Source organism: Chryseobacterium kimseyorum (genome assembly GCF_025971945.1).
Lineage (GTDB): Bacteria > Bacteroidota > Bacteroidia > Flavobacteriales > Weeksellaceae > Chryseobacterium > Chryseobacterium kimseyorum.
Map to the genome: position 1 here is coordinate 109,450 of NZ_JAPDHW010000003.1, position 22,154 is coordinate 131,603.

At 36.1% G+C, this 22,154-nt stretch carries 23 protein-coding genes and 1 riboswitch; of the genes, 18 read left to right on the top strand and 5 right to left on the bottom strand.

Annotation, left to right across the window (positions count from 1 at the left end):
• Positions 1 to 15: 15 nt before the first annotated feature.
• Positions 16 to 1,851 (bottom strand): TonB-dependent receptor plug domain-containing protein, encoded by a 1,836-nt coding sequence (locus OMO38_RS05480; protein ID WP_264749211.1) that lies wholly within the window; start codon positions 1,849 to 1,851, stop codon positions 16 to 18.
• 33 nt (positions 1,852 to 1,884) lie between these two features.
• A riboswitch (cobalamin riboswitch) is annotated at positions 1,885 to 2,062 on the bottom strand.
• A 66-nt stretch (positions 2,063 to 2,128) separates the two neighbouring features.
• Entirely contained in the window at positions 2,129 to 2,611 is a 483-nt protein-coding gene (locus tag OMO38_RS05485; RefSeq protein ID WP_264749212.1) for a cytidine deaminase, read from the bottom strand.
• A 107-nt stretch (positions 2,612 to 2,718) separates the two neighbouring features.
• Here OMO38_RS05485 and namA point away from each other — a divergent pair, with 107 nt between their 5' ends.
• The 3 genes from namA to OMO38_RS05500 are packed head-to-tail and all read left to right on the top strand — an operon-like array spanning position 2,719 to position 4,438.
• Positions 2,719 to 3,771, top strand: a complete 1,053-nt coding sequence (namA, locus tag OMO38_RS05490; RefSeq protein WP_264749213.1) for an NADPH dehydrogenase NamA — start codon at positions 2,719 to 2,721, stop codon at positions 3,769 to 3,771.
• A gap of 32 nt (positions 3,772 to 3,803) precedes the next feature.
• Positions 3,804 to 4,085 (top strand): DUF2752 domain-containing protein, encoded by a 282-nt coding sequence (locus tag OMO38_RS05495; protein WP_264749214.1) that lies wholly within the window; start codon positions 3,804 to 3,806, stop codon positions 4,083 to 4,085.
• A 32-nt stretch (positions 4,086 to 4,117) separates the two neighbouring features.
• Positions 4,118 to 4,438, top strand: coding sequence for a CCC motif membrane protein (locus OMO38_RS05500; protein ID WP_264749215.1), 321 nt, complete (start codon positions 4,118 to 4,120; stop codon positions 4,436 to 4,438).
• A 180-nt stretch (positions 4,439 to 4,618) separates the two neighbouring features.
• On the opposite strand, the gene OMO38_RS05505 is transcribed toward OMO38_RS05500, so the two are convergent.
• Complete coding sequence (locus OMO38_RS05505) at positions 4,619 to 6,412, bottom strand: endonuclease (protein WP_264749216.1); 1,794 nt, start codon at positions 6,410 to 6,412, stop codon at positions 4,619 to 4,621.
• Between the two features lie 387 nt (positions 6,413 to 6,799).
• Between OMO38_RS05505 and OMO38_RS05510 the strand changes: the two genes are divergently transcribed.
• Positions 6,800 to 7,492 (top strand): T9SS type A sorting domain-containing protein, encoded by a 693-nt coding sequence (locus OMO38_RS05510; RefSeq protein ID WP_264749217.1) that lies wholly within the window; start codon positions 6,800 to 6,802, stop codon positions 7,490 to 7,492.
• 76 nt (positions 7,493 to 7,568) lie between these two features.
• Here OMO38_RS05510 and OMO38_RS05515 read toward each other — a convergent pair whose 3' ends face one another.
• Entirely contained in the window at positions 7,569 to 8,096 is a 528-nt protein-coding gene (locus OMO38_RS05515; RefSeq protein WP_264749218.1) for a DUF4136 domain-containing protein, read from the bottom strand.
• A 1-nt stretch (position 8,097) separates the two neighbouring features.
• Positions 8,098 to 8,280 (bottom strand): DUF5522 domain-containing protein, encoded by a 183-nt coding sequence (locus OMO38_RS05520; RefSeq protein WP_264749219.1) that lies wholly within the window; start codon positions 8,278 to 8,280, stop codon positions 8,098 to 8,100.
• Positions 8,281 to 8,311: 31 nt separating this feature from the next.
• Here OMO38_RS05520 and OMO38_RS05525 point away from each other — a divergent pair, with 31 nt between their 5' ends.
• From OMO38_RS05525 to OMO38_RS05590, 14 genes are all read left to right on the top strand, one after another.
• The gene (locus OMO38_RS05525; protein ID WP_264749220.1) at positions 8,312 to 8,641 is read left to right on the top strand and encodes a hypothetical protein; all 330 of its coding nucleotides are present in this window, start codon (positions 8,312 to 8,314) and stop codon (positions 8,639 to 8,641) included.
• A gap of 72 nt (positions 8,642 to 8,713) precedes the next feature.
• A complete protein-coding gene (locus OMO38_RS05530) occupies positions 8,714 to 9,616 on the top strand; it encodes a 1-aminocyclopropane-1-carboxylate deaminase/D-cysteine desulfhydrase (protein WP_264749221.1) in 903 nt (300 codons plus the stop codon).
• Positions 9,617 to 9,758: 142 nt separating this feature from the next.
• Complete coding sequence (locus OMO38_RS05535; protein ID WP_264749222.1) at positions 9,759 to 10,811, top strand: glucosaminidase domain-containing protein; 1,053 nt, start codon at positions 9,759 to 9,761, stop codon at positions 10,809 to 10,811.
• Between the two features lie 84 nt (positions 10,812 to 10,895).
• On the top strand, positions 10,896 to 12,179 hold the full coding sequence (gene hemL / locus OMO38_RS05540; RefSeq protein ID WP_264749223.1) for a glutamate-1-semialdehyde 2,1-aminomutase: 1,284 nt from the start codon (positions 10,896 to 10,898) through the stop codon (positions 12,177 to 12,179).
• Positions 12,180 to 12,610: 431 nt separating this feature from the next.
• Entirely contained in the window at positions 12,611 to 13,447 is an 837-nt protein-coding gene (locus OMO38_RS05545; RefSeq protein ID WP_264749224.1) for an energy transducer TonB, read from the top strand.
• Between the two features lie 167 nt (positions 13,448 to 13,614).
• Positions 13,615 to 14,388 (top strand): ParA family protein, encoded by a 774-nt coding sequence (locus tag OMO38_RS05550; RefSeq protein WP_264749225.1) that lies wholly within the window; start codon positions 13,615 to 13,617, stop codon positions 14,386 to 14,388.
• Positions 14,389 to 14,428: 40 nt separating this feature from the next.
• Complete coding sequence (locus OMO38_RS05555; protein WP_264749226.1) at positions 14,429 to 15,319, top strand: ParB/RepB/Spo0J family partition protein; 891 nt, start codon at positions 14,429 to 14,431, stop codon at positions 15,317 to 15,319.
• On the top strand, positions 15,320 to 15,955 hold the full coding sequence (locus OMO38_RS05560; protein ID WP_264749227.1) for a DUF5683 domain-containing protein: 636 nt from the start codon (positions 15,320 to 15,322) through the stop codon (positions 15,953 to 15,955).
• 26 nt (positions 15,956 to 15,981) lie between these two features.
• Positions 15,982 to 16,683, top strand: a complete 702-nt coding sequence (gene dapB, locus OMO38_RS05565) for a 4-hydroxy-tetrahydrodipicolinate reductase (RefSeq protein WP_264749228.1) — start codon at positions 15,982 to 15,984, stop codon at positions 16,681 to 16,683.
• A 97-nt stretch (positions 16,684 to 16,780) separates the two neighbouring features.
• A complete protein-coding gene (gene lepB / locus OMO38_RS05570) occupies positions 16,781 to 18,424 on the top strand; it encodes a signal peptidase I (RefSeq protein ID WP_264749229.1) in 1,644 nt (547 codons plus the stop codon).
• Positions 18,425 to 18,490: 66 nt separating this feature from the next.
• A complete protein-coding gene (locus OMO38_RS05575) occupies positions 18,491 to 19,099 on the top strand; it encodes a WbqC family protein (protein ID WP_264749230.1) in 609 nt (202 codons plus the stop codon).
• Positions 19,100 to 19,109: 10 nt separating this feature from the next.
• Positions 19,110 to 20,783, top strand: a complete 1,674-nt coding sequence (locus OMO38_RS05580) for a S8 family serine peptidase (RefSeq protein WP_264749231.1) — start codon at positions 19,110 to 19,112, stop codon at positions 20,781 to 20,783.
• A gap of 154 nt (positions 20,784 to 20,937) precedes the next feature.
• Positions 20,938 to 21,429 (top strand): lipocalin family protein, encoded by a 492-nt coding sequence (locus OMO38_RS05585; protein ID WP_264749232.1) that lies wholly within the window; start codon positions 20,938 to 20,940, stop codon positions 21,427 to 21,429.
• 23 nt (positions 21,430 to 21,452) lie between these two features.
• On the top strand, positions 21,453 to 22,142 hold the full coding sequence (locus OMO38_RS05590; RefSeq protein ID WP_264749233.1) for an OmpA family protein: 690 nt from the start codon (positions 21,453 to 21,455) through the stop codon (positions 22,140 to 22,142).
• Positions 22,143 to 22,154 lie beyond the last annotated feature (12 nt).

A 22,154-nucleotide genomic window follows, 5' to 3' on the forward strand; every position in this document is an offset into this window, starting at 1 on the left:
ATAATATAGTTAATTTTAAAAATTTATTGTTCCTGTAATACTGTAATTTCTTTTCGGCAGAGGGTAATAAGCTACCGTTTCATAAATAGTATCTGTAATATTGTTGACTTTAAATCCTAAAGTGTACTTTTTAAAGATCGTTGCAGAAGCCCCTGCATTCATCACAAAGTAGGGTTGTAATGCTTTTGGTCTGCTCTCATCAGTAGTAGTATATGTCAATCCGTTAAACATTCCCTGAGCATAAACTTTCAGGAATTTGAATTGATAATCTCCATTCATAAATACTTTGTGTAACGGAACGTAGGTCAACTGTTTCTGGCTTTCTAAGTTGATGGATTTTGTTAAAATATATCCTGCACTCAGCCTGATGAAATGTGTATTAAACTTTTTCTCGTAGCTCAACTGCGATTCTAAACCATAAGACTCAACTTTATTCGTGTTAGTTGGAGCCCAATAGCCTAATCCGGTGTCCAGCCAGCGAATCATATCGGTGATACGCATATAATAAGGCGTAATGCTTAATTTAAAATCCTGCACTTTGAATTCATGGTTCATATCTGCCTGATTGGAAGTTTCTGGTCGTAGGTTTAAATTTCCTCCCGGAGTCCAGTACAGGTCGTTGAATGAAGGGAATCTGAAGTTTTTTGAAAAATTTAAGTTCACACTATACCAATTTGAAGCTTTCCATTTTCCTGAAAAAGAATATAACAGAGGCGAATTTAAATCTTCGACAAAATCTTTCTTTACTCCCGCTTCAAAACGAAGATTTGGTGTGGTAAAATACCTCAGTAGTCCTGCAACAGAACCTACATTTCTACTTACTTTTTGAATTCCCGAATCTCCCAGTCCTTCACCTTGATTTTGCTGAAATTCTCCGATTACATTTACATTCCACTTTGGACTGATGAAATAATTGAAGTCATTTCTTACAATATAATTTTTATTAATTCCGCCGCTTGTGCTTGGAGCTTTATAGATTCCAAAATATTGAAAATTGTCTTCTGTATAAGCCGTTTTTAGGGTATTCGAAAATCTGTTTCTATTAATATCCCACGATAACAAACTTCTGAAGGTCTGTGTCTCGTATTTACTTTTATTCCCATTTTCTGAAAAAATAGGATAGTTTTGTGAAGCATCATAAATCTGACTTTGCCAAGACAATGTCTGTCTGTCAGCTATCTTGTAAGAAACTCCTACATTATAAGTGGTGTTGTAGAATTTCCCGTTTCTGTTGATATAATTTTGGGCTTCAGGAACTTCATAATCATTTTCACTAATCACATAATTCCCGGATACTTTAAAACTGAATTTCTCATTGCTGAACGATGCTTTCAGAAAATTATTAAAGGTTCCAAATGATGCAACTTCAGAATTCAGTAAGCCATTAAAACCCTGATTAAAGCTTAAGTCATTATTTAAATGAATACTTCCTCCGATCGCACTGCTTCCGTAAATAACGCTTCCGCCGCCCGATTTTACTTCCATCTGATCGTAACCGAAAAGCGCAATATTATTGACATCGCCCTGACCTAAAAACTGAGAATTGATGTTGATTCCATTCCAGACAAAAGCAGTTTGCTGAGCCGTCGTTCCTCGAAATGATGGGGATGAAACGGCACCACGACCATTCTCTTTAATGTAAACCGGAGACTGAAAACGTAAAACTTCAGAAAGATTGGATGAGTTTTTTTGAATATCAGCAGGAGTCAATGTAGAAATCTTATGAAAAAGTTTTACCTTATTCATTTGATTATCAAAAATATAGACCGTATCAATTATTTTCTCCTGACCAAAGTACAGAGATAAATTGAAAACGGCACAGGCAAAGACTAAAGAACTTTTTATACTCATATCATTTTGCTTTTCCTCCGAAAGCAATAATTTTATTTATGTTAAAACTTGGCAGGTCTCCTGACTTTCGTTTTTCTACACCTTCCCGCGTTGGCAGTGGCTTTTTTGTAGAAAATGTTGATACGATTTACAGTTGCGGGGACAGCTTGGGATTTTCGCCCAATTCCCTATTAATTCCAATACCTTGGAAACCAAAATTTTTGCAAATATAAGATTTTAAAAAGAAATATGAATTTAAATTAACAATTTGAAAATTAAGCAGAAAACAAATATAAAATTACAGAAACGTCGAATCGAAATAAAACGGCAGCAGATCTTTAATCGAATTTACTTTGAAGACTTCCTCATTTAAATTTGAAAAATAAACATCAATATTTTTATTCTGTTTTGTTTCATACTCCATCAGACTCTGTCTACAGGAGCCGCACGGAGGAATAGGCGGTGTGTTTTCTGAAAATTCTCTCGGTCCGCCAATGATAAATATTTTGCTGATGATCTCATTCGGAAAATTGGCGCCAATCCAGAAGAGAGCAGTTCTTTCGGCACACAGGCCTGAAGGGTACGCTGCGTTTTCCTGATTGTTACCGGTATAGATTTCTCCGTTCTCCAACAGAACTGAGCAACCTACCAAAAAATTGGAGTAGGGTGCATACCCATTTTCACGAGCCTGTTTTGCTTTTTCAAAAAGCAGTTTTTCTGTTTCATTCAGTTCGCCGATGCTTGTGAAATGTTCGTAACCGATCTGTATATCTTTTTTCATTTTGTAGCCGTAAAAAGGGCGATAAAAGTACTTCTTTTTAAGGAAGCTGGCAATATCTTTGTTACGTTACTAAATTTGTAATTTTAACCTTTAAAAAATTTGATTCAATGTTATATACTCCGATAAAATTTAGAAATGTAGAACTTAAAAACCGTTGGGTAATGTCGCCAATGTGTATGTACTCTTGCGAAGACGGCTTAGCCAATGATTTTCATTATGTACATTATGGAAGTCGTGCTCAGGGCGGAACGGGTCTAATTGTAGTGGAAGCTACAGGCGTAGAACCTCGTGGCAGAATTACCAATCACTGTATGGGAATCTGGAATGACATGCAGGCGGAAAAACTTCAGAAAATCGTAGAATTTGTACATAAAAACTCAGATTCGAAAATTGGAATTCAGCTGGCGCACGCCGGAAGAAAAGGTTCGACATGGGAGAATAAACAAATTTCTGTAGAAGAAGGCTGGGAAACCATCGCTCCAAGCCCAATACCTTATCATCCGACCGAAAGAATTCCGCATGAGTTATCTGCAGAAGAAATTAAAGATTTAGTTCAAAACTTTAAGGATGCAGCGAAAAGAGCGGTAAATGCAGGTTTTGATGTTATTGAAATTCATGCTGCCCACGGATATTTGGTGCATCAGTTTCTGTCACCGCTCTCAAACGTTAGAACTGACGAATATGGAGGAAGTTTCGAAAACAGAAGTAGATTTCTGTTGGAGATCATTGACGCAGTGAATGAAGAGTTGAATGACAACGTTGCTCTTTTTGTAAGAATTTCCGGGACCGAATATGCTGAAAATGGCTGGGACATCAGTGACAGTGTAGAACTGGCTAAAATTCTAAAAGAGCACTCTGTTGACTTAACCGATGTTTCAAGCGGCGGAAATATTCACGGAGCAAAAATTTCTGTATTTGATGGATATCAGGTTCCTTTTTCTTCTCAGGTAAGAAATGAAGCAGAAGTGAAGACCGGAGCGGTAGGTTTGATTACCTCTACCCAACAGGCTGAAGATATTTTAAATAAAGAAGAAGCAGACTTAATTTTTGTGGCGAGAGAGATTCTAAGAAATCCGTACATAGCGGTTCAGGGATCTTTTGAAATGAATGAAGAAAGTTTTTTTCCACATCAGTATCTCAGAGCGAAAATTTCTTCTTAATTTTAGCATCATCAGACTCACAAGATTAAATTATGAAGATTGAAGATTTTATGCTGCCGTGCCCAACGAAGAAACTATTCGGAATAGAATGCTTTGGTTGTGGAACACAGAGAGCAATTGTGCTGGTTTTCGAAGGGAAGTTTACCGAGGCATTTCATATGTTTCCCGCAGTATATACTTTACTTCTGTTTTTTGGTTTTGTAGCTGTCAATTTTATTGATCGAAAAAGAAATTATGGTCAGATTTTAATATTTTTAGCAATTATTAACTCACTAATCATGGTATTTTCTTATTTTTATAAACATTATTTTTAAATCAAAATATTAAACATTAAAAAAATCAAATTATGAATCAAAAACTGCCAAATGCACAGACGGTGCTTATCTTGGGAATCGTATCAATTGTAGGAACCTGTTGTTGTACAGGTTTGGTTGGTATTATTTGCGGACTTATCGGATTAAACAAGTACAAAAGTGATAAATTGCTGTACGATGCAAAACCAACCGAATATTCAGATTTTAATAATTTGAATACAGGAAGAATTTTATGTATCATTGGGCTTGCTCTGGGAGTAATTCAGCTTCTTTATACTATCTTCATTCTTGCGACAGTAGGTGTAGATGGTTACATGCAGCAGTATGAGCAATTTAAGAATATAGGAAGATAATTTCTTTGTCAACGATATCTAAAAAAAACCGCAGCAATGCGGTTTTTTGTTTTTTAGGTTATTGTTGCAATTATTTACAGTGATGTAGATTTTAATAGAAATTGTGGAGATCGTGTTCATTTAAATAAAAAAAACGACTTCCCAAAATTTGAGAAGCCGCTATCTAATAATATTTTAATTTTATTTAATTAAAAACTTAAGGCTCGTTTCATCGAGTTTTAAAACATAAATTCCCTGTTGAAGGTTTCTGAGTTTAATAGATTTTCCGCTTCTGAAAGGTTGGTCAATCGTCTGCATTTCTTTACCCTGAAGATTGTAGATTACAGCTTTGTTGATATTTTCAGTTTCTCCTTTTACGAAAATTTCCTGATTGGTAATAGGGTTAGGGTAGACCTGCAGCTCTTTAGTTTCACTGTAATCTGTTGACACAATACTCTGCTTTGCAGTTCCCGCAGAACAGGTCCAGTTTAGATTGTCGATTGCCACTCTGTTGCTGGATGAGTTATTCACCAGACTTACCACCACATTTCCTGAAACATTGATATTGCTTATCGTAGTGGTTGTTGCAGTGGTGCTGTAAGGAATAATTCCCACATTAACACCGTTAACAAGAACATTAAAAGTTCCGTTACTCCCGCTGAATTTTAATTGTGTAGTCACTGTTAAAGAAGTTATTCCGTTACTGAAACTGCTTGACTTTAATGAACTGTTCCTTACCGTAATGGCTTTATTTGAAATCGTTTGGTCGCTTCTTGAATCTGTGGCCGTCCAGGCAATTCCACCGTTGGTCCACGTTTTTGTAGTGTACGATGATGCGCTTGAAGTAGGGATATTTTCAAAGGTTTCATTAACACAGTTTGTAGGATTAGGATTGGTGGTGCCTGCATTTGTAGTCGCTGAAACCGTGGAGCTGTTAGCAGAAACATTTCCTGCTGCATCTTTAGCTTTTACATAAAAACTGTAAGTTGTTGACGGATTTAAACCTGTTACAATAGTTGATGTTGAACTAACATTAGATTTTAAACTTCCATTCATGTGAACATCATACGAAGTTACAGCAACATTATCTGTTGACGCATTCCAGGTCAAAGAAATACTGCTGGATGTCTTAGCCGGAATTGAAAGATTGGTTACCGCAGTCGGAGCCTGGGTGTCATTAGTCGGAGTTTGTGAGCCCCAAATCTGATTCACATAATTTGGATTGTCAATAAACGGATTTCTGTTTCCCTGGAAAGTGTACGAAGCATTATTTCTGTTGATTTCAGCCTGAGAAACCGGATCTTGTGTATGCCAGGCTAAGAGTACATTAAGTTCCCAGGTTTGCAGTCCTGGAAAAGCAGAACCTCCAAGCATATTTCCGGAAGAGAATGATGATAGCTGACTTTGATATCTTGTCACAAAGTAGAAAACCATTCTTGCAACATCGCCCTTAAACTCATCAATCGGTTCGAAAACCGTTCCTGAGAATCCGGAAGAAGATGAACTCCCCAGTTTCGATCCGTTTTGTGAAGTGAAACTCGTACTGCCCACTTTTCCGAACGGATAGTTAGAGCGCATTCCATTTACCTTTCCGTCGGTTGCTCTGATGAAATGGATGTCATTTTTCATCGGTGAAGCTTCATTAAAAAAACTTTGAGGAACGATATGCTCACGGTTGTAGCAGTTTCCCTCAGTAGAATACGTGCCACACTGGTTGCCCCCGGGCGTGTAATTATAAGGGTCAGATGATGTGGGTCTTTCAGAATAAATATCTAAAATACTGCCATCGTTTTCGTAATTTTTATCGATGTCTGTCGTTTGGTAGGCGGTCCAAAGTCCGCCATAGCCTTTGTCCTGATGTCCGCTGGTAATAATATTGCTGAGCGCAGTTTTCAGAGGTGCACCAGTAAGTCCGTTTGCCGACGAATAATATCCTGACGGCGCCTGTGCATGGGCAAGTTGTGCCAATACTGTGAATAGGAATAGTTTTTTCATAAAAATAAATTGATGTATGGTGATTACAATTTTAAGAATATAAAATAACATGATCATCAAAAATTTCAAAATCTTGTATGAATTTTTATTAAAACAAAAAAGCATTCTCAATGATTTATTTTGAAACAATGAATCAATAATTTTATTTACTTATTTTTAATTTAAATTCAAATTAGATAGATTATTAAATAATAATTAATTGATAAATGTCATAAATATTTATGAAATAATAATGTCCGAAAGCTTTACTTTTGAGGATTATTATTTTTATTTAGAATGATTAAAAATTTATCAACTAGGTTTTTTTTAGGCTTATCAATCGCAGGGTGTATTTCAATCTCTGGACAGTGTACTCCAGTCAGTGAGTTTTCAGAAAATTTCGACACGTTGTCGTGTTGTAATATGGGCGTTGTTCCAACATGTTGGAACAGTATTGTTACTCTAGGCGGTAATCAGATTATCTCCTCTACAACTCCTGCATCTGGAGTAAGTAACGTGTATCAAAACGGTTATCAAAAAGTTTCAATTGTTATTCTGCCGCCGCTCAACAATGTTAATGCAGGAACGCATCATTTCAGATTCAAGGCGAGAGCCAATTCCGGGCCGGGACTTTTAGAATTCGGATATATGACCGACATCAGTGATATGGCTACTTTTGTCGTGTTGCAACCAATAACAATTACTAACAGTACGTATGACAGCACAGCAGAAAGAACTTTAGATGTTCCTACAACCATTCCTGCAAACGCAAGATTGGCCATAAGAAACCCGGGAACAACCTGGGCAGGGCATTACTGGGATGATGCTGTCTGGGAATCAAAGTCAATACTGGGAACAGATGAAAGTAACAAAAGAAAAGAATTCAAGATTTATCCAAATCCTTTTAAAGATGTCATTCATATTTCAGGTATAAAAAATGCAGAACGATTAAATGTAAGCGATGTTTCAGGGCGAATTCTGAAAACTCTTGTAAAACCTACGTCGGAAGTAAATTTAAACGATTTGAAATCCGGCGTCTACATGATGACAATTGAAGCTAAAGACGGGAAAGTGCAGGCATTAAAAGTTATTAAGGAGTAAATAATCATTAGCAAATCGATAAAAAAAGATCAATACAGCTGTATTGATCTTTTTTATTTTAAATCTGGAGAGATTTTTATTTTTTCATTCCCGGAGGATAGTTTGCCATAATTTCGGCTACAATCTGAGGGATCTGTTTTTGTTTAGCTTGTGGTCTGTCCACAGAAATTCCGCTTCCGATACCCTGCCAAACTAACTTGTTTGTTTTAGAATCAATTAGATCGACAATGATTGCTCCTTCGTTATAGTTGCTAGACCACGTTCTGTTCATGCCGATTCCCCAGCCAAAACCGCCGCCCCATCCCCACATTCCGCCAGGATTAGAGGTAGTGATATCTGTTACTTTCTTATGGTTAGCTTTCACATTCACGATCAAATCTGGGTTTTCGCCAGACTGTAAGCCTTTTGACTGCAACTGTCTTGATAATTCGTTTAATACTCTGTCTTTATCAATGTCATTCAGTTTCAAATCATCTATTCTTATTTTATATGTTTTATAAGAAGTGAAGTTCGCCGTTTCTGCATAATCTGACCTAACTTTAAAGGGACTGCAGGAAGATAAACCTAAAGTTGCTGCCAGCAAAATAAAAATATATTTCTTCATTTTATTTATTTTTTTTAGTGATTTTTATAAATGTATCTGTCTTTTTATCATATCCGTACGGGCAGTGTCTGCATCCGCTTTTGCAGCAGTATCCACGTTTGAGATGGAATTTTTCTGTAAAAACCTTGTAGCCTTGCTCGTTGTAGTAAAAGTCTTCATGCTCTTTGATGTCAAAATGCGCCATAAGTTAAATCAAAACTTTTATATTTGTTATTATGATAATTGTGTGCCAAAATCTCCTCAAAAATACAAAAATAAACGGCATTACGCTTTATCCTTTTATTTTCATCAAAAATCCTGAAGATAAGAATAATAGCGTGCTCATTAACCACGAAAAAATTCATCTGAAGCAACAGTTGGAGTTGTTGATTATCTTTTTTTACCTCGCATATGTAATAGAATATTATTATCATTTAATAAAATTAAAAAATGGTCATCAAGCCTATCTCGCAATCTCCTTTGAAAGAGAAGCTTTTGCCCATGAACTTGATTTAGAATACCTGAAAAAAAGAAAGATGTGGGGTTTTTGGAAGTATTTAAAATAATTTATTCTTAAAATTCTTATTATTTGTTTCCAGCTGAATGGGTTTAAAAATAAATTCAGGAAATTTGCACTAATGAAAATTCCAGAAATTCATATTCCGATTGTAGAAATTCCAATAAAAAGAAATGTAAAACTTTTTATCAAAAGAGAAGATCTTATTCATCCCGAAATCTCCGGGAATAAATACTGGAAACTTTTTTTTAATATCAATAATTATCTTAAAAGCAGACCAGAAAAACCTTTAATTATTACATTTGGCGGGGCTTACTCTAATCATATTTCCGCAGTTTCTGCACTTGGGAAATTATCTGATATTCAGACTTTGGGAATTATCAGAGGTGAAGAACTTGAAAAGAAGTGGAGTGAAAATGCAACATTGGTTTTCGCTAAAAATAACGGGATGAATCTGAAGTTCGTCACGCGTGAAGAATATCGTCACAAAGAAAAGCTGACCCAGTTTCTGCAACAGGAATTTCCTGATTCTTTGATCATTCCGGAAGGCGGAACAAATGAAAATGCCATTCAGGGGATCAAAATGATGCTGAATAACGATACAAAAGATTTTGATTATCTTTGCTCCGCAGTTGGAACCGGAGGTACAGTTGCTGGGATTTCAGAGTTTTGTGAAGAAAATCAGAAAGTTATAGGTTTTAAAGTCGTTGACGATAATTCTTTACTCAACAGGATTTCAGAATTAACCTCAAAAAGAAATTTTCATCTAACTGATGCTGCTTTTGGAGGTTACGGGAAAATAAATGATGTCAACGTTCGTTTTATTAATGATTTTAAAGCGAAATATAATATTCCTCTGGAGCCGATTTACACTGGGAAAATGATGCAGAAGGTTTTTGAGATGATCGATGAAAATTATTTTCCTGAGGGAAGTAAAATTCTCTGTTTTCATACAGGGGGACTGCAGGGAATTAATGGCGCCAATATTTTACTTGACAAACAGAAAAGGCAGTTAATTATCTGATCTATTTATATGGATATAAAGAATCATCAGATGACATCAGCAATATTTTAAAAGTTATATTTTTATTTATAGACAATAGGATTATTAATTAATACACTAATCTTATTCACATTTTTTATCATTTTATAAAATCAAAAAAAACATGAAAAGACTATTCTTACTCGTTAGCCTTTTAGTTTTATCAAAATTCTCAGCTCAGACCTGGGCTACTGAAGATCAATACATCCAGAAATTTGCACAGTATGCAGTTGAAGAAATGGAAAAGTACAAGATTCCGGCTTCGATTACGCTTGCGCAGGGACTTTTGGAAACCGGTGGCGGGCAGAGTCGTTTGGCGCAGGAAGGAAAAAATCATTTCGGAATAAAATGTAAGGAAGACTGGACGGGAAAAACTATGAAGCACACTGATGATGCTCCCAATGAGTGTTTTCGTGTATATGATGATCCCAAACAGTCTTATGAAGATCACTCGATATTTTTAGCGACCAGAAAATACTACACCAATCTTTTTAATCTGGATATGAAAGATTATAAGGCCTGGGCTCATGGTCTTAAAAAAGCCGGTTATGCAACCAATCCACGTTATGCTTCCATTCTGATTGGTAAAATTGAAAGATATAAATTATACGAATTTGATGAGGTTAACTCTAAAGAAGTTCTTTACGCAGTTCTGAAAAAATATCCGGATCTGAAAGATGACCGCTCATTTATGGCTCAATTAGAACCAGCCAAGAAAAAGAAAGCTGAGCCGGTAACGGTGAAAGTTCCTTACAAAGCTACCTCTTATGCTCAGCAGCAAAAAAGAGTGGAGAGAATAAAATCTAAAGCAGAAGTTCTGAACTCTATTTTAATTAAAAGTCATCCGAATGGTGGTTTAAAATATGTTGTAATTCCAGAAGATACCAACGTTCAGTTTATCGCCAATAAATTCAAAATAAGTGACAGCAAACTGACCAAGTGGAATGATCTGCAGTCTGATATTCTTAGAAAAGATGATATTGTTTTCCTGGAAGCAAAAAATTCTGAAGGAAATACGCCGACTTACAAAGCCGAATTTGGTGAAGATATGCATGACATCGCTCAGAAATTCGGAGTAAAACTCAATAAGTTATACGCAAAAAACAGAATGGATGAAGGGCAAAAGCCAGCTGCAGGACAGCTCATCTATCTGATCGACAAAAAACCAAGAAACTAAAATTGGCTGTTAGGTTTTAGTTGAGAATCCTGCCTTTCCAAGAATGATCAGCAAAAAACTGTCAGCCATCAACTATTTACGATAATGAAATACCAAAGAAGTTCAGCTTTATTTGAAGAAGCTTACAAATATATTCCGGGAGGAGTAAATTCTCCTGTGCGTGCATTTAAGTCTGTAGGCGGAGTGCCCGTATTTATGAAATCTGCAAAAGGAGCATATCTAACAGATGCTGATGACAATACCTACATCGACTACATCAATTCTTGGGGACCGGCAATTTTAGGTCACACGCATCCTGAGGTTTTAGAAGAATTAAAAATTCAGGCTGAGAAAGGTTTTTCTTTTGGTGCACCTACAGAGTTGGAAACTGAAATTGCAAAATTCATCACAGAAAACGTTCCGAATATTGATCAGATCAGAATGGTTTCTTCAGGAACGGAAGCCTGTATGAGTGCTGTAAGATTGGCAAGAGGTTTTACAGGAAGAGACAAGATTGTGAAGTTTGAAGGCTGTTACCATGGTCACTCAGATTCTTTTTTAATTAAAGCGGGAAGTGGTGCGGCTACTTTTGGAAATCCGAATTCTCCGGGTGTTACAGCAGGAACCGCAAAAGATACTTTGCTGGCAAGGTATAATGATTTTGAGCAGGTTCAGGATTTGTTCAGACACAACCAGGGTGAAATTGCAGCCGTTATTATTGAGCCGGTTGCCGGAAATATGGGGTGTGTGTTACCTGAAAATAATTTCCTGCAGAATTTAAGAAAAATCTGTGATGAGAACGGAGCTCTGTTGATTTTCGATGAAGTGATGACAGGTTTCAGACTGGCGTTTGGTGGTGCACAGGAATTGTACAGTGTAAAAGCTGATTTGGTAACCTATGGAAAAGTAATTGGCGGAGGTTTGCCAGTGGGTGCTTTTGCCGGAAGAAACGAAATTATGGACTGTCTTGCTCCGAAAGGCGCAGTGTATCAGGCAGGTACTCTTAGTGGAAATCCTTTGGCTATGAGAGCTGGCTTGAAAACTCTGCAACTTATTAAGTATGATGAGAATTTCTTCAGCAATCTGAATAAAACAACCGAAACTTTGGATTTTGAAATCGGAAAGATTTTAAACGAAAAAGGAATTGCTCATAAAATCAACAGAAAAGGCTCGATGATGTCTGTATTCTTCCATATCAACAGAGTTTCTAATTTTGATGAGGCGCAGCAGGCAAATCATTCACTCTTTAATAACTTCTTCCATCAAATGCTCACCAACGGAATTTATCTTCCGCCAAGTGGTTATGAAACCTATTTTATTAGTGATGCTATTAAAGAAAGAGAAATTGATATGACTTTGGAAGCCGTAAGAAATTTTGATTATTCTTAAAGCAAAGTAGGTGTAGATATATACTACTATTCCTAAAATTAATAGTGTTTATTGTATTGCCGTTACTTAAAAATGTATTTGAAAATAATAGTCTTCAATGCAAGATGTATCTGAAGTTTTTAATTAAGGTCAGGTAAACCATATGACTGCGTGGAATTTTCATTTGATCAATTTTCAAAAATGCATTTTCTAAAACTAAGACAGACAGATAAGTTTAAAAGATGAAGTGTAAGCTTCATCTTTTTTGTTTTAATATGTTCATGACAATGTTATTTCATACATAGTTAAATTTTTATTTTAACATGGTTTCTAGATAAAAGCTTCAGTTTTGATAAATTTTTGGCAAATATTTTGATAATGTTTAAAGATTAATTCAAACAGTATAGAAAACTAATAATTGCAATATATTAACAATTTTAATTTTTATCGTGATGAAACACCTACAAACCAACCAGGATTTCCGATTTAATGAAATCCTTTTCGAAGGCCGCAACAAACAATATGGTGCCTACGTTTTAAGAAATGAATCAGACAGAATTCTAACCAAAGCACTCTTCGTGGGTGTAAGTTTATTGGCTGCAATTTCGATGACTCCAATGCTGATTTCAGCGTTTAAAACGACCGATGTGGTTACTCCGCCCGAGGGTGTCATTATCGAGATGGTAGATCCTGTTGATCCCTATGTGGAAGTAACTCCGCCGGTAAAGGTTATTCCACAAACTGACGTACCTGACGTGAAAACATACGATGCGCGGATTCCTGAACCTACCAGAAATGCAGTTGAGCCTGCAGTAATTGACAGAACGGGCGCTATCGCGGGTACACAAAATCACGATGGTGAAATTATTGATAAGCCAACGTACATTCCTGTAAATCCTAATATTGGACCTGGAACTGTTGCGCCTCCAACAATTAATCCTCCAGCACTGCCTCAGGGTCCGGATAATTCTGTTAGAACTCCGGGAGAATTAAGCGTTTCTGCAAATTTCGAAGGAGGAATCGAATCTTTCAGAAATAAGGTGATGAGCAAATTTGACGGTTCCGGTTTTTCTTCAGATGACGTGATGAAAACTACTGTGACTTTTATCGTTGAAAAAGATGGTACAATCTCAGGAATAAAAGCGGAAGGGCGAGATTCAGATTTTAACGCAGAAGCACTGAGAACGATTAAAGCCGTAAAAGGAAAGTGGATTCCAGGTAAAAATAAAAATGGTGATGCCGTAAGAAGTTATTTCAAATTTCCAATTTCAATGAAGTTCGATAATTAAATATATTCAAATTCAAATCTTGACACTTATCCACAAAATACTATTTTTTGTGGATAATTTTTTTAATGTCTAAAATCCTTATTAACAATATTTTAACTCAACTTTCGTTTTACCCATTCCTTGAAAGCAGAGAAAAAAGTGTATTTTTGAAACTTAAAGTTCAAGCAATGGCAAAAATCATAGGTATCGCTAATCAAAAAGGGGGAGTGGGAAAAACTACAACCGCTGTAAACTTAGCCGCAGCATTAGGGGTATTAGAGAAAAAAATACTTATCATAGACGCAGATCCGCAGGCTAATGCGACATCTGGTCTTGGAGTTGAAGAAGTGCAGTATTCTACCTACAACTTGTTGGAACACAGTGTTGAAACAAGAACCTGTATTCAGAAAACAACAACACCAAACTTAGATATTGTGCCTTCTCACATTGATTTGGTAGCCGCCGAGATTGAATTGGTAGACAAAGTAAATCGTGAGTACATGCTAAAAAAAGCATTGGAAAGTGTAAGAGATGATTACGATTATATTATCATTGACTGTGCACCGAGCTTAGGTTTGATTACCGTGAATGCACTTACTGCAGCCGATTCTGTAATTATTCCCATTCAATGCGAGTATTTTGCCTTGGAAGGTTTGGGAAAACTTTTGAATACCATCAAAAATGTTCAGAAAATTCACAACAAAGATTTAGATATCGAAGGTTTACTGTTAACGATGTACGACAGCAGATTGAGATTGTCTAATCAGGTAGTGGAAGAAGTAAACGCTCATTTCCCGGAAATGGTTTTTGAAACGATTATCAGCAGAAACGTAAGATTAAGTGAGGCGCCAAGTTTTGGTGAAAGTATCTTAAACTACGATGCCGAGAGTAAAGGAGCAATTCAATATCTTCAGTTAGCTGAAGAAGTGCTGTTGAAAAACGAAAATTTAGTAAAAAATTAAAAAAAGTTAAAAGCGAAAAGCCAATAGCTGTATGCATGATATGAGAGATAAAAAAAGAGCGATGGGACGTGGTTTGGGTGCTATTTTGAGCGCTGAGTCAAAAGCTACGGTAAATTCTGCAACTGATGAGGGAGCAGAAAATTTTGTGGGAAATATCATGGAAGTTTCTATTGACGATATTTATCCCAATCCCACTCAGCCACGAACTTATTTTGATGAAAAAGCATTAAATGAACTTGCACAGTCGATTAAAAATCTTGGGGTAATACAGCCTATTACTTTAAGAAAAGATGGTGAAAAGTTTGAAATTATATCTGGGGAAAGACGTTTCAGAGCGAGTAAAATTGCCGGTTTAACGTCAGTTCCTGCTTACATCCGTTTGGTAAATGATCAGGAATTGCTGGAGATGGCTCTTGTTGAAAATATTCAGCGTGAGGATCTAGATTCTATAGAAATTGCACTGACCTACCAAAGGTTGATGGAAGAGATAGGAATGACTCAGGAAAATTTAAGCCAAAGAGTAGGAAAAGACAGAAGTACCATTACCAACTCGATCAGATTGTTAAGACTAAATCCGGATATTCAAAACGCTATCAGAAGCGGTGAAATTTCTGCGGGACACGGCCGAGCAATTATCAGTCTTGAAAATGAAGAACATCAGCAGGCTTTGTTTGAATTGATCATAAAAGAAAAACTGAATGTCCGCCAGACAGAGCAGGCAGCAATTGCATTTAAAAATCCAAAATCTCCTGCCGCTAAAAAAGCAAAAGTTGAACTTTCTAATAATTATAAAAGAGCGCAGAAAACAATTGCCGATATTCTTGATGTAAAAGTTGAAATAAAGACAATTGGAACCGGCAAAAAAGGTAAGATTGTTTTAGATTTCAAAAATGAAGATGAGCTAGAATATATTTTATCTCATATTAAATAAATGAAAAAAATCTTTTTTACATTTTTCATATTCATATCTGCGATTGCCTTTTCGCAGGTGATTCCAAATGACTCTGTAAAGGTGGAAACGGTAGCGAGCGACAGTGCAATCCTGAAGAAGATTCCTGAAACATCGATCGTAGAAACGATTGAAAAAGCAAACGCACCCGCTAAAGTTGTTGTGACCAAATTAAATCCTACAAAAGCAGGTCTTTATTCTGCTGTACTGCCCGGTTTAGGACAGTTTTATAACAAAAAATACTGGAAAATTCCTGTTGTTTGGGGAGCGGTAGGAGCAGGAGTTGGAATTGCGGTGTGGAATCAGAATCAGTATAAAAAATACAGAGAATACTACATTGCGAAACTCAATGGAACTCCTAATGAGTTTGTGGATCAAAGACCTTATTTAGATAAGATTGCCTTGGGGAATGCTCAGGACAGATCTAAAAGACAGAGAGATTATGCCATTGCAGTTACCGGACTTATTTATATTTTAAATATTGTAGATGCTGTTGTAGATGCGCATTTGTATGAAGGTCGTAAGGATCCTGATTTGACATTTGCACCAGCGGTAATCTATGATGACTTCGGAAGCAATCCTCCAAAAACGGGATTGAGTTTAAGTTTCAAATTTTAATTTTTTGATAATAATACATAGCTAATATGAAAATAGCACTGGTTGGATATGGAAAAATGGGCAAAATCATTGATGAGATTGCCACAAAAAGAGGCCATGAGGTTGTTGCCCGACTAAAAGAAACTCCAACTGCTGAAAATCTGAACAATCCGGATGTGGTTATCGAATTTTCTCTTCCGGAAGTTGCTTATGACAATATTAGGGCGTGTCTGGAAAATAAAGTTCCTGTCATCTGCGGAACTACCGGCTGGCTCGAAAAAAAATCTGAAATTGAAAATCTTGCTGTTCAAAACGGAACAGCATTTTTATATGGCTCAAACTTCAGCTTAGGGGTGAATTTATTTTTTGCCTTAAATGAAAAATTAGCTGATTTGATGAAAAGTGTCGACGAATATTCTTGCCAGTTGGAGGAAATTCATCACATTCATAAATTAGATGCGCCGAGTGGTACTGCGATTTCTTTAGCAGAAGGAATATTCAAAAACAATTCAAAATATGATGCCTGGAAACTTGAGGAAACTCAGAATAAGCAGTTAGGTATTTTTGCGATTCGTAAAGATGAAGTTCCGGGAACTCACAGTGTGTATTACAGAAGTGAAGTTGATGAGATCGAAATCAAACACACTGCATTTAACAGAAATGGTTTTGCTTTAGGCGCAGTTGTAGCGGCAGAATGGATCAAAGATAAAAAAGGAAATTTTACAATGAAAGACGTTTTGGGACTTTAATTTGTAACAAAAGCGAACTTTCGTAAACTAATCATAGAGATTTGTATTCATCATCAATGATTGATTGCAAATTGCTCATTACTCATATTGAAAATTTATGAATTATTTTTTAACGTACACAGTTTATGTTCTGATTTTATCTGTATTGATGGGTATTTCAACATGGAAGCTGTTCAAGAAAATGGGGTATAGTCCGTTATTGGCCTTTGTACCTTTCTACAATTATTTCATTGTTTTAAAAGAAACAAATCATCCGAAATGGTGGGCGATCTTATCTTACCTTCCGATTGTGGGGCCGATTATGATGTCTGTTTTTCATATTTATTTAATGAAAAAATTTGGCAAAAGCCTCATTCAGCATCAGGTTTTGACGGTGATCCTGCCTTTCATCTACATGGCAACAGTCAACTATTCTAAAGATGTTGAGTTGGAAGATGAAAATGAGCTTTACCTTACAGAAGAAGAAAAAGCATCTCAAAAGAAAGATACATTTGTAGGTTCTATTACTTTTGCAGTGGTTTTCGCCACGATTATTCACGTATTTTTCACACAGCCATTTGGTATTCCGACTGGTTCAATGGAAAGAACACTTTTAGTGGGAGATTTCCTTTTCGTCAATAAGTGGAGCTATGGTTATAGACTACCGATGCGTCCTCTGGCAATACCTTTTTTACAGGGAACAATTTTGGATACCGGCGTAAAAGGAAACCCGAAAGATGATCCGAAATCATATGTAGAAGCTGTAAAGCTGCCTTACGAAAGAATTTTCCCGTTTAACAAACCTCAAAAAACTGATATTGTAGTTTTCAATTATCCAAGAGATTCTGTGCATGTTTCTCTTGATCGTGCCGATCCTTACGTGAAAAGATGTGTGGCAGTTGCAGGTGATACTTTTGAAATGCGTGAAGGTAAAATGTTTGTTAACGGAAAGCCTGAAGTATTTTTAGGTGATCAGGAGGTTCAGCACAGATATATTGTAAACACGGGAAGCCAACTTGATATTCCTGGTTTGTATAAAATTTTTGGATTTTTACCAGTTCAGGAAGGTCAAAACCAACAGGGTGGATTTGTGTATTACTTCCAGGGTCTGACTAAAAAAACAGCTGCTGAAATTAAAAAACTTCCACAGGTGATTGATATGCAGGAACACATTCAGCCGAAAGGTGAATCTGCAGTGGCTTATCGTGATGAGGTTAGACAGAAAATTGATACTACCAATTCAATTTTCCCGATCAACAGCGGTTGGAATCAGGATCAGTACGGTCCACTAAAAATCCCAAAGAAAGGGGATGTTGTAGTCATTAATGATAAGACTTTACCGGAATATCAGTGGATCATCAAGAATTATGAGCACAATACTTTAGAAAATAAAAACGGTAAAATCTTTATCAACGGAAAGGAAACCAACCAATATACCATTCAGCAGGATTACTATATGATGGTTGGAGATAATAGAGATGCTTCTCTTGATGCAAGATTCTTTGGTTTTGTACCTGAAGCAAATATTGTTGGAAAACCAATGTTTACATGGATGAGTGTAGAAGGAGCATTTAAAGATTCCCAATCTTCATATCAGGCAGACGGATGGAGAATCCGTTGGGACAGAATGTTTAAAGCTACCAATACAGGCGAAGCCAACAAGACTTCATACTGGTGGATTGCTGTTTTGATTCTTGTTCTTTTCTTCGGTTGGGAATATTTTGTAAAACTTTTCGGAAAGAAAAAAACTGAAGAAGAATAACTAAATTTGTAAACTAAATTAAGATGAAGTATTTGAAAAAATACTTCATTTTTATATATAATCATAATGCAAAATATATTATTACCGGTATTTTACTTACCACCTATTTCATGGTTTTCAGTGTTTTTAGATCCTGAAAATGAAGTTACGTTTGAGCAGTACGAAAGTTTTCCTAAACAGACATTTAGAAACAGGACCAATATTTACGGAGCAAACGGGAAGCTTTCACTGATTATTCCAATCAATCATACAGGAAGAAGAGAAATGAAAGATATCGAAATTTCATACAGAGAAGACTGGTTGAAAATTCACTGGAAATCAATAAAAAATGTTTATCAGGGATCAGCATACTTTGAGTACTATGAGGACAAATTTCAGGTACTTTATGAGAAGAAAGAGAAGTTTTTATTAGATTTTAATTTAAAAAGTATAGACATTATTCAGAAAATACTGAAGACAGAAAAGGCACAGTCTTTGAATGAAGAGTATATCAAAATTCCATCTGAGATTAATTTTCGTGAAAAATTTTCTACAAAAATTGAAACAGAATTTGAAATGGAAGAATATTATCAAACATTCACAGATAAATTTGGTTTTTTAAAAGATTTATCGATTTTAGATCTTATATGTAACAAAGGACCGGAATCTGTGACTTATCTTAAAAATATTAAATAATTCTAGTAAAATGAAGAAAATAGTATTAGCTGCTGTCTTTTTAGCAGGATTCAGTTATTCTCATGCACAGTCTACAAAAGCTGCTGTTGATCCAAAGGAAGATAAAGATTTAATGACGTGGTATCATAAAGATTTTGCTACGTCAAAGGTTTATGGGGTCAATACCGAAAATGCCTATAAATATCTTGAGTCTAAAGGTCTTAAACCTAAAACTGTTGTGGTTGGGGTTCTGGATAGCGGTGTTCAGGTTGACCATCCAGGTTTGGTTAAAAATATTTGGTCAAACCCAAATGAAGTTCCAAACAACGGAAAAGATGATGATGGAAACGGATATATTGACGACGTTCACGGCTGGAATTTTATCGGAGGTAAAAACGGCGATACTGATATCGATAATATGGAAGTTACCAGAGTGGTAGCTAAATATAAGTCTGTTTTTGAAGGAGACGACTCTGCAAAAAACAAAGCAAATCAGGCAAAAATGCTGGAGGAATTTGCAATGTATATGAAGTCTAAAGAGCTTTTTACTAAAAAAAGTATTGATGCAAGACAAAGCTTCATGAGGTATAATACGATTAATGAATCTATCCCTACCATTGCTACTATACTGAACGGGAAGCCATTAACTGCCGAAAATATAAAAGGTATTAAACCCACAAAACAGGAAGAAGCAATTGCTTTAGAAATCCTGAATAACCTGGTTAAAAATCCAGAGTTTGCCGGAAAATCTGCTGCAGAGGTAGGTAATAAAATTAAAGAAGAAATTAAGCCTGCACTGGATCATTTTGGGCCGATGGCAAAACAGTATGATTTGGCGTACGATCCAAGAGCTGAAATCGTTGGTGATAATTACGATGATTATTCGCAGAAAAATTATGGGAACAACCATTACCAAGGCCCTGATGCAGAACACGGAACTCACGTTTCAGGTATTATAGCAGGTTTGCCTCAAGGCAAGGAAGTTCAGTACGGAGTGGCTTCTAAAGTTGCAAAGATCATGGTTGTAAGAACGGTTCCAAACGGTGATGAAAGAGACAAGGATGTTGCAAACGCAATTAGATACGCAGTTGATAACGGAGCCAAGGTTTTAAATATGAGCTTTGGAAAACCGGTTTCTCCTGGGAAAAATATTGTATGGGATGCTTTCAAATATGCTGAAGATAAAGGTGTTCTTCTGGTAAAGGCTGCAGGGAATGAAAACGAAGATGTAGCTGAACATTTGGCTTATCCTACCAACTTTAAAAATATTACAGATCCTGCACCTTTTGTAAACAATGTTTTGGTTGTAGGCGCAAGTACTAACAGAAACAATGAGTTGAGAGCAAGTTTCTCGAACTACAATAAAACGATGGTCAATGTATTCGCTCCCGGTGAAGAAATTTATTCTACCGTACCAAATAATGAGTACAGTTATCAGCAGGGAACATCAATGGCTTCACCTGTAGTTGCCGGTGCTGCTGCAGTTTTATTGGCTTATATGCCTAATCTAAAACCTGCTCAGATCATTGAAGCTCTTGTGAAAACAAGCAACGCCAGCAAAGAAAATGAGTTTGGAGACAAATCTCAGGCTGGTGGAGTAATCGATGTGAGAAAGGCTGCAGAATATGCATTTACAAACTACTATAATGGAAAGACTTCTGCCGTGAAAAAACCGGTGAAGTCTAAAAAAACCGTAAAGAAATAATAATCAAATACTTATTTTGAAATAGTTTTAAAAGCCCGAATTCGTCGGGCTTTTTTTTTTTTTAATAATTTGTTTTGGCACGGTTTTTTATATTATGTCTATGAATAATAAATTGATCAGGCGTTTTACGGTTGATCTGACGAAAAAAAAACATATGAAAAAGTTATTACTTGCGGGGATTTTAGGAACATCGCTTTTTGCAGTTTCTTGTTCCACCGTTAAAAAAGGCGCAGATGCACAAAGCAATAGATCTGAATTTCTTAAAATGAAAGGAGATTTCCAAATTGTAAGCATAGATTACGACAAGCAATATAAAATCAAACCTTTTGACGAAGGAGCAGATGCACAGTGTTTCGTAGGAAGTCACTGGAGATTTATTCCAAATAATTATACTGGAGCTTATACTTTAAATGGAGGTGGTAAATGTCCATCTCTAACTCAGCCTATTAAATTTGAGGTAAAAGGAGGAAATACATTTTTATTCAAAAAAATCCAGGACGGAACAAAAGCAAAGCAAAATACAGTAGGCTACGAGCTTAACGTAGTGAACATGTCAACAGATCAATTTTCATTAGAGCAAAATGTACCATTCGATGGTAGCACAGTAAGAGTTGTTTACAACTTTGAAAGAGCAGGAATGAAATAATTTAAATACTTAAAATAAACATAATGAAATTTAATAAAACATATATAGCAGCATTTTTCCTATCATCAGCATTATTACTTACAAGTTGTGAGGCTGTGCAGAATTCTAATCATCAGCAAAGAGGTACCGCGGTAGGTGTTGCTTCTGGAGCGGTAATTGGTGGAGTTTTAGGAAATAATGTAGGTAAAGGTAAAAATGCAGCATTAGGTGCAGTTTTAGGTGGTATTATTGGTGGAGTTGCTGGTAACGTTATCGGTAACAAAATGGATAAGCAGGCTAAAGATATTAAAGAAACTTTACCTGGTGCGGAAGTAGAAAGAGTAGGAGACGGTATTAAAATTACAATGAATGAAAGTATTGTAACTTTTGCGTTTGACTCTTCTGATCTTACATCACTGGCAAAAACTAACTTAGATAAATTAACTCAGGTTTTAATCAACAATCCGGATACCAACATCAATATTTACGGACATACAGATAGCAAGGGTGCTGATGACTACAATCAAAAGCTTTCTGAGAGAAGAGCAAATTCTGTAAGATCTTATCTAATGTCTAAGGGAATTTCTTCAAACAGACTCTTTGCATTAGGTGAAGGTGAATCAATGCCTGTAGCTACAAACGACACAGACGCGGGTAGAGCAAAAAACAGAAGAGTAGAATTTGCGATTACTGCAAACGAAAAAATGATCAACGACGCTCAGCAAGGGCAGTAATCATTAACATAT

Excerpts from the sequence above, each read along its gene's own strand:
- OMO38_RS05480 (WP_264749211.1), bottom strand. The coding sequence starts at position 1,851 with ATGAGTATAAAAAGTTCTTTAGTCTTTGCCTGTGCCGTTTTCAATTTA.
- OMO38_RS05485 (WP_264749212.1), bottom strand. The coding sequence starts at position 2,611 with ATGAAAAAAGATATACAGATCGGTTACGAACATTTCACAAGCATCGGC.
- namA (WP_264749213.1), top strand. The coding sequence starts at position 2,719 with ATGTTATATACTCCGATAAAATTTAGAAATGTAGAACTTAAAAACCGT.
- OMO38_RS05495 (WP_264749214.1), top strand. The coding sequence starts at position 3,804 with ATGAAGATTGAAGATTTTATGCTGCCGTGCCCAACGAAGAAACTATTC.
- OMO38_RS05500 (WP_264749215.1), top strand. The coding sequence starts at position 4,118 with ATGAATCAAAAACTGCCAAATGCACAGACGGTGCTTATCTTGGGAATC.
- OMO38_RS05505 (WP_264749216.1), bottom strand. The coding sequence starts at position 6,412 with ATGAAAAAACTATTCCTATTCACAGTATTGGCACAACTTGCCCATGCA.
- OMO38_RS05515 (WP_264749218.1), bottom strand. The coding sequence starts at position 8,096 with ATGAAGAAATATATTTTTATTTTGCTGGCAGCAACTTTAGGTTTATCT.
- OMO38_RS05520 (WP_264749219.1), bottom strand. The coding sequence starts at position 8,280 with ATGGCGCATTTTGACATCAAAGAGCATGAAGACTTTTACTACAACGAG.
- OMO38_RS05525 (WP_264749220.1), top strand. The coding sequence starts at position 8,312 with ATGATAATTGTGTGCCAAAATCTCCTCAAAAATACAAAAATAAACGGC.
- OMO38_RS05530 (WP_264749221.1), top strand. The coding sequence starts at position 8,714 with ATGAAAATTCCAGAAATTCATATTCCGATTGTAGAAATTCCAATAAAA.
- OMO38_RS05535 (WP_264749222.1), top strand. The coding sequence starts at position 9,759 with ATGAAAAGACTATTCTTACTCGTTAGCCTTTTAGTTTTATCAAAATTC.
- hemL (WP_264749223.1), top strand. The coding sequence starts at position 10,896 with ATGAAATACCAAAGAAGTTCAGCTTTATTTGAAGAAGCTTACAAATAT.
- OMO38_RS05545 (WP_264749224.1), top strand. The coding sequence starts at position 12,611 with ATGAAACACCTACAAACCAACCAGGATTTCCGATTTAATGAAATCCTT.
- OMO38_RS05550 (WP_264749225.1), top strand. The coding sequence starts at position 13,615 with ATGGCAAAAATCATAGGTATCGCTAATCAAAAAGGGGGAGTGGGAAAA.
- OMO38_RS05555 (WP_264749226.1), top strand. The coding sequence starts at position 14,429 with ATGAGAGATAAAAAAAGAGCGATGGGACGTGGTTTGGGTGCTATTTTG.
- OMO38_RS05560 (WP_264749227.1), top strand. The coding sequence starts at position 15,320 with ATGAAAAAAATCTTTTTTACATTTTTCATATTCATATCTGCGATTGCC.
- dapB (WP_264749228.1), top strand. The coding sequence starts at position 15,982 with ATGAAAATAGCACTGGTTGGATATGGAAAAATGGGCAAAATCATTGAT.
- lepB (WP_264749229.1), top strand. The coding sequence starts at position 16,781 with ATGAATTATTTTTTAACGTACACAGTTTATGTTCTGATTTTATCTGTA.
- OMO38_RS05575 (WP_264749230.1), top strand. The coding sequence starts at position 18,491 with ATGCAAAATATATTATTACCGGTATTTTACTTACCACCTATTTCATGG.
- OMO38_RS05580 (WP_264749231.1), top strand. The coding sequence starts at position 19,110 with ATGAAGAAAATAGTATTAGCTGCTGTCTTTTTAGCAGGATTCAGTTAT.
- OMO38_RS05585 (WP_264749232.1), top strand. The coding sequence starts at position 20,938 with ATGAAAAAGTTATTACTTGCGGGGATTTTAGGAACATCGCTTTTTGCA.
- OMO38_RS05590 (WP_264749233.1), top strand. The coding sequence starts at position 21,453 with ATGAAATTTAATAAAACATATATAGCAGCATTTTTCCTATCATCAGCA.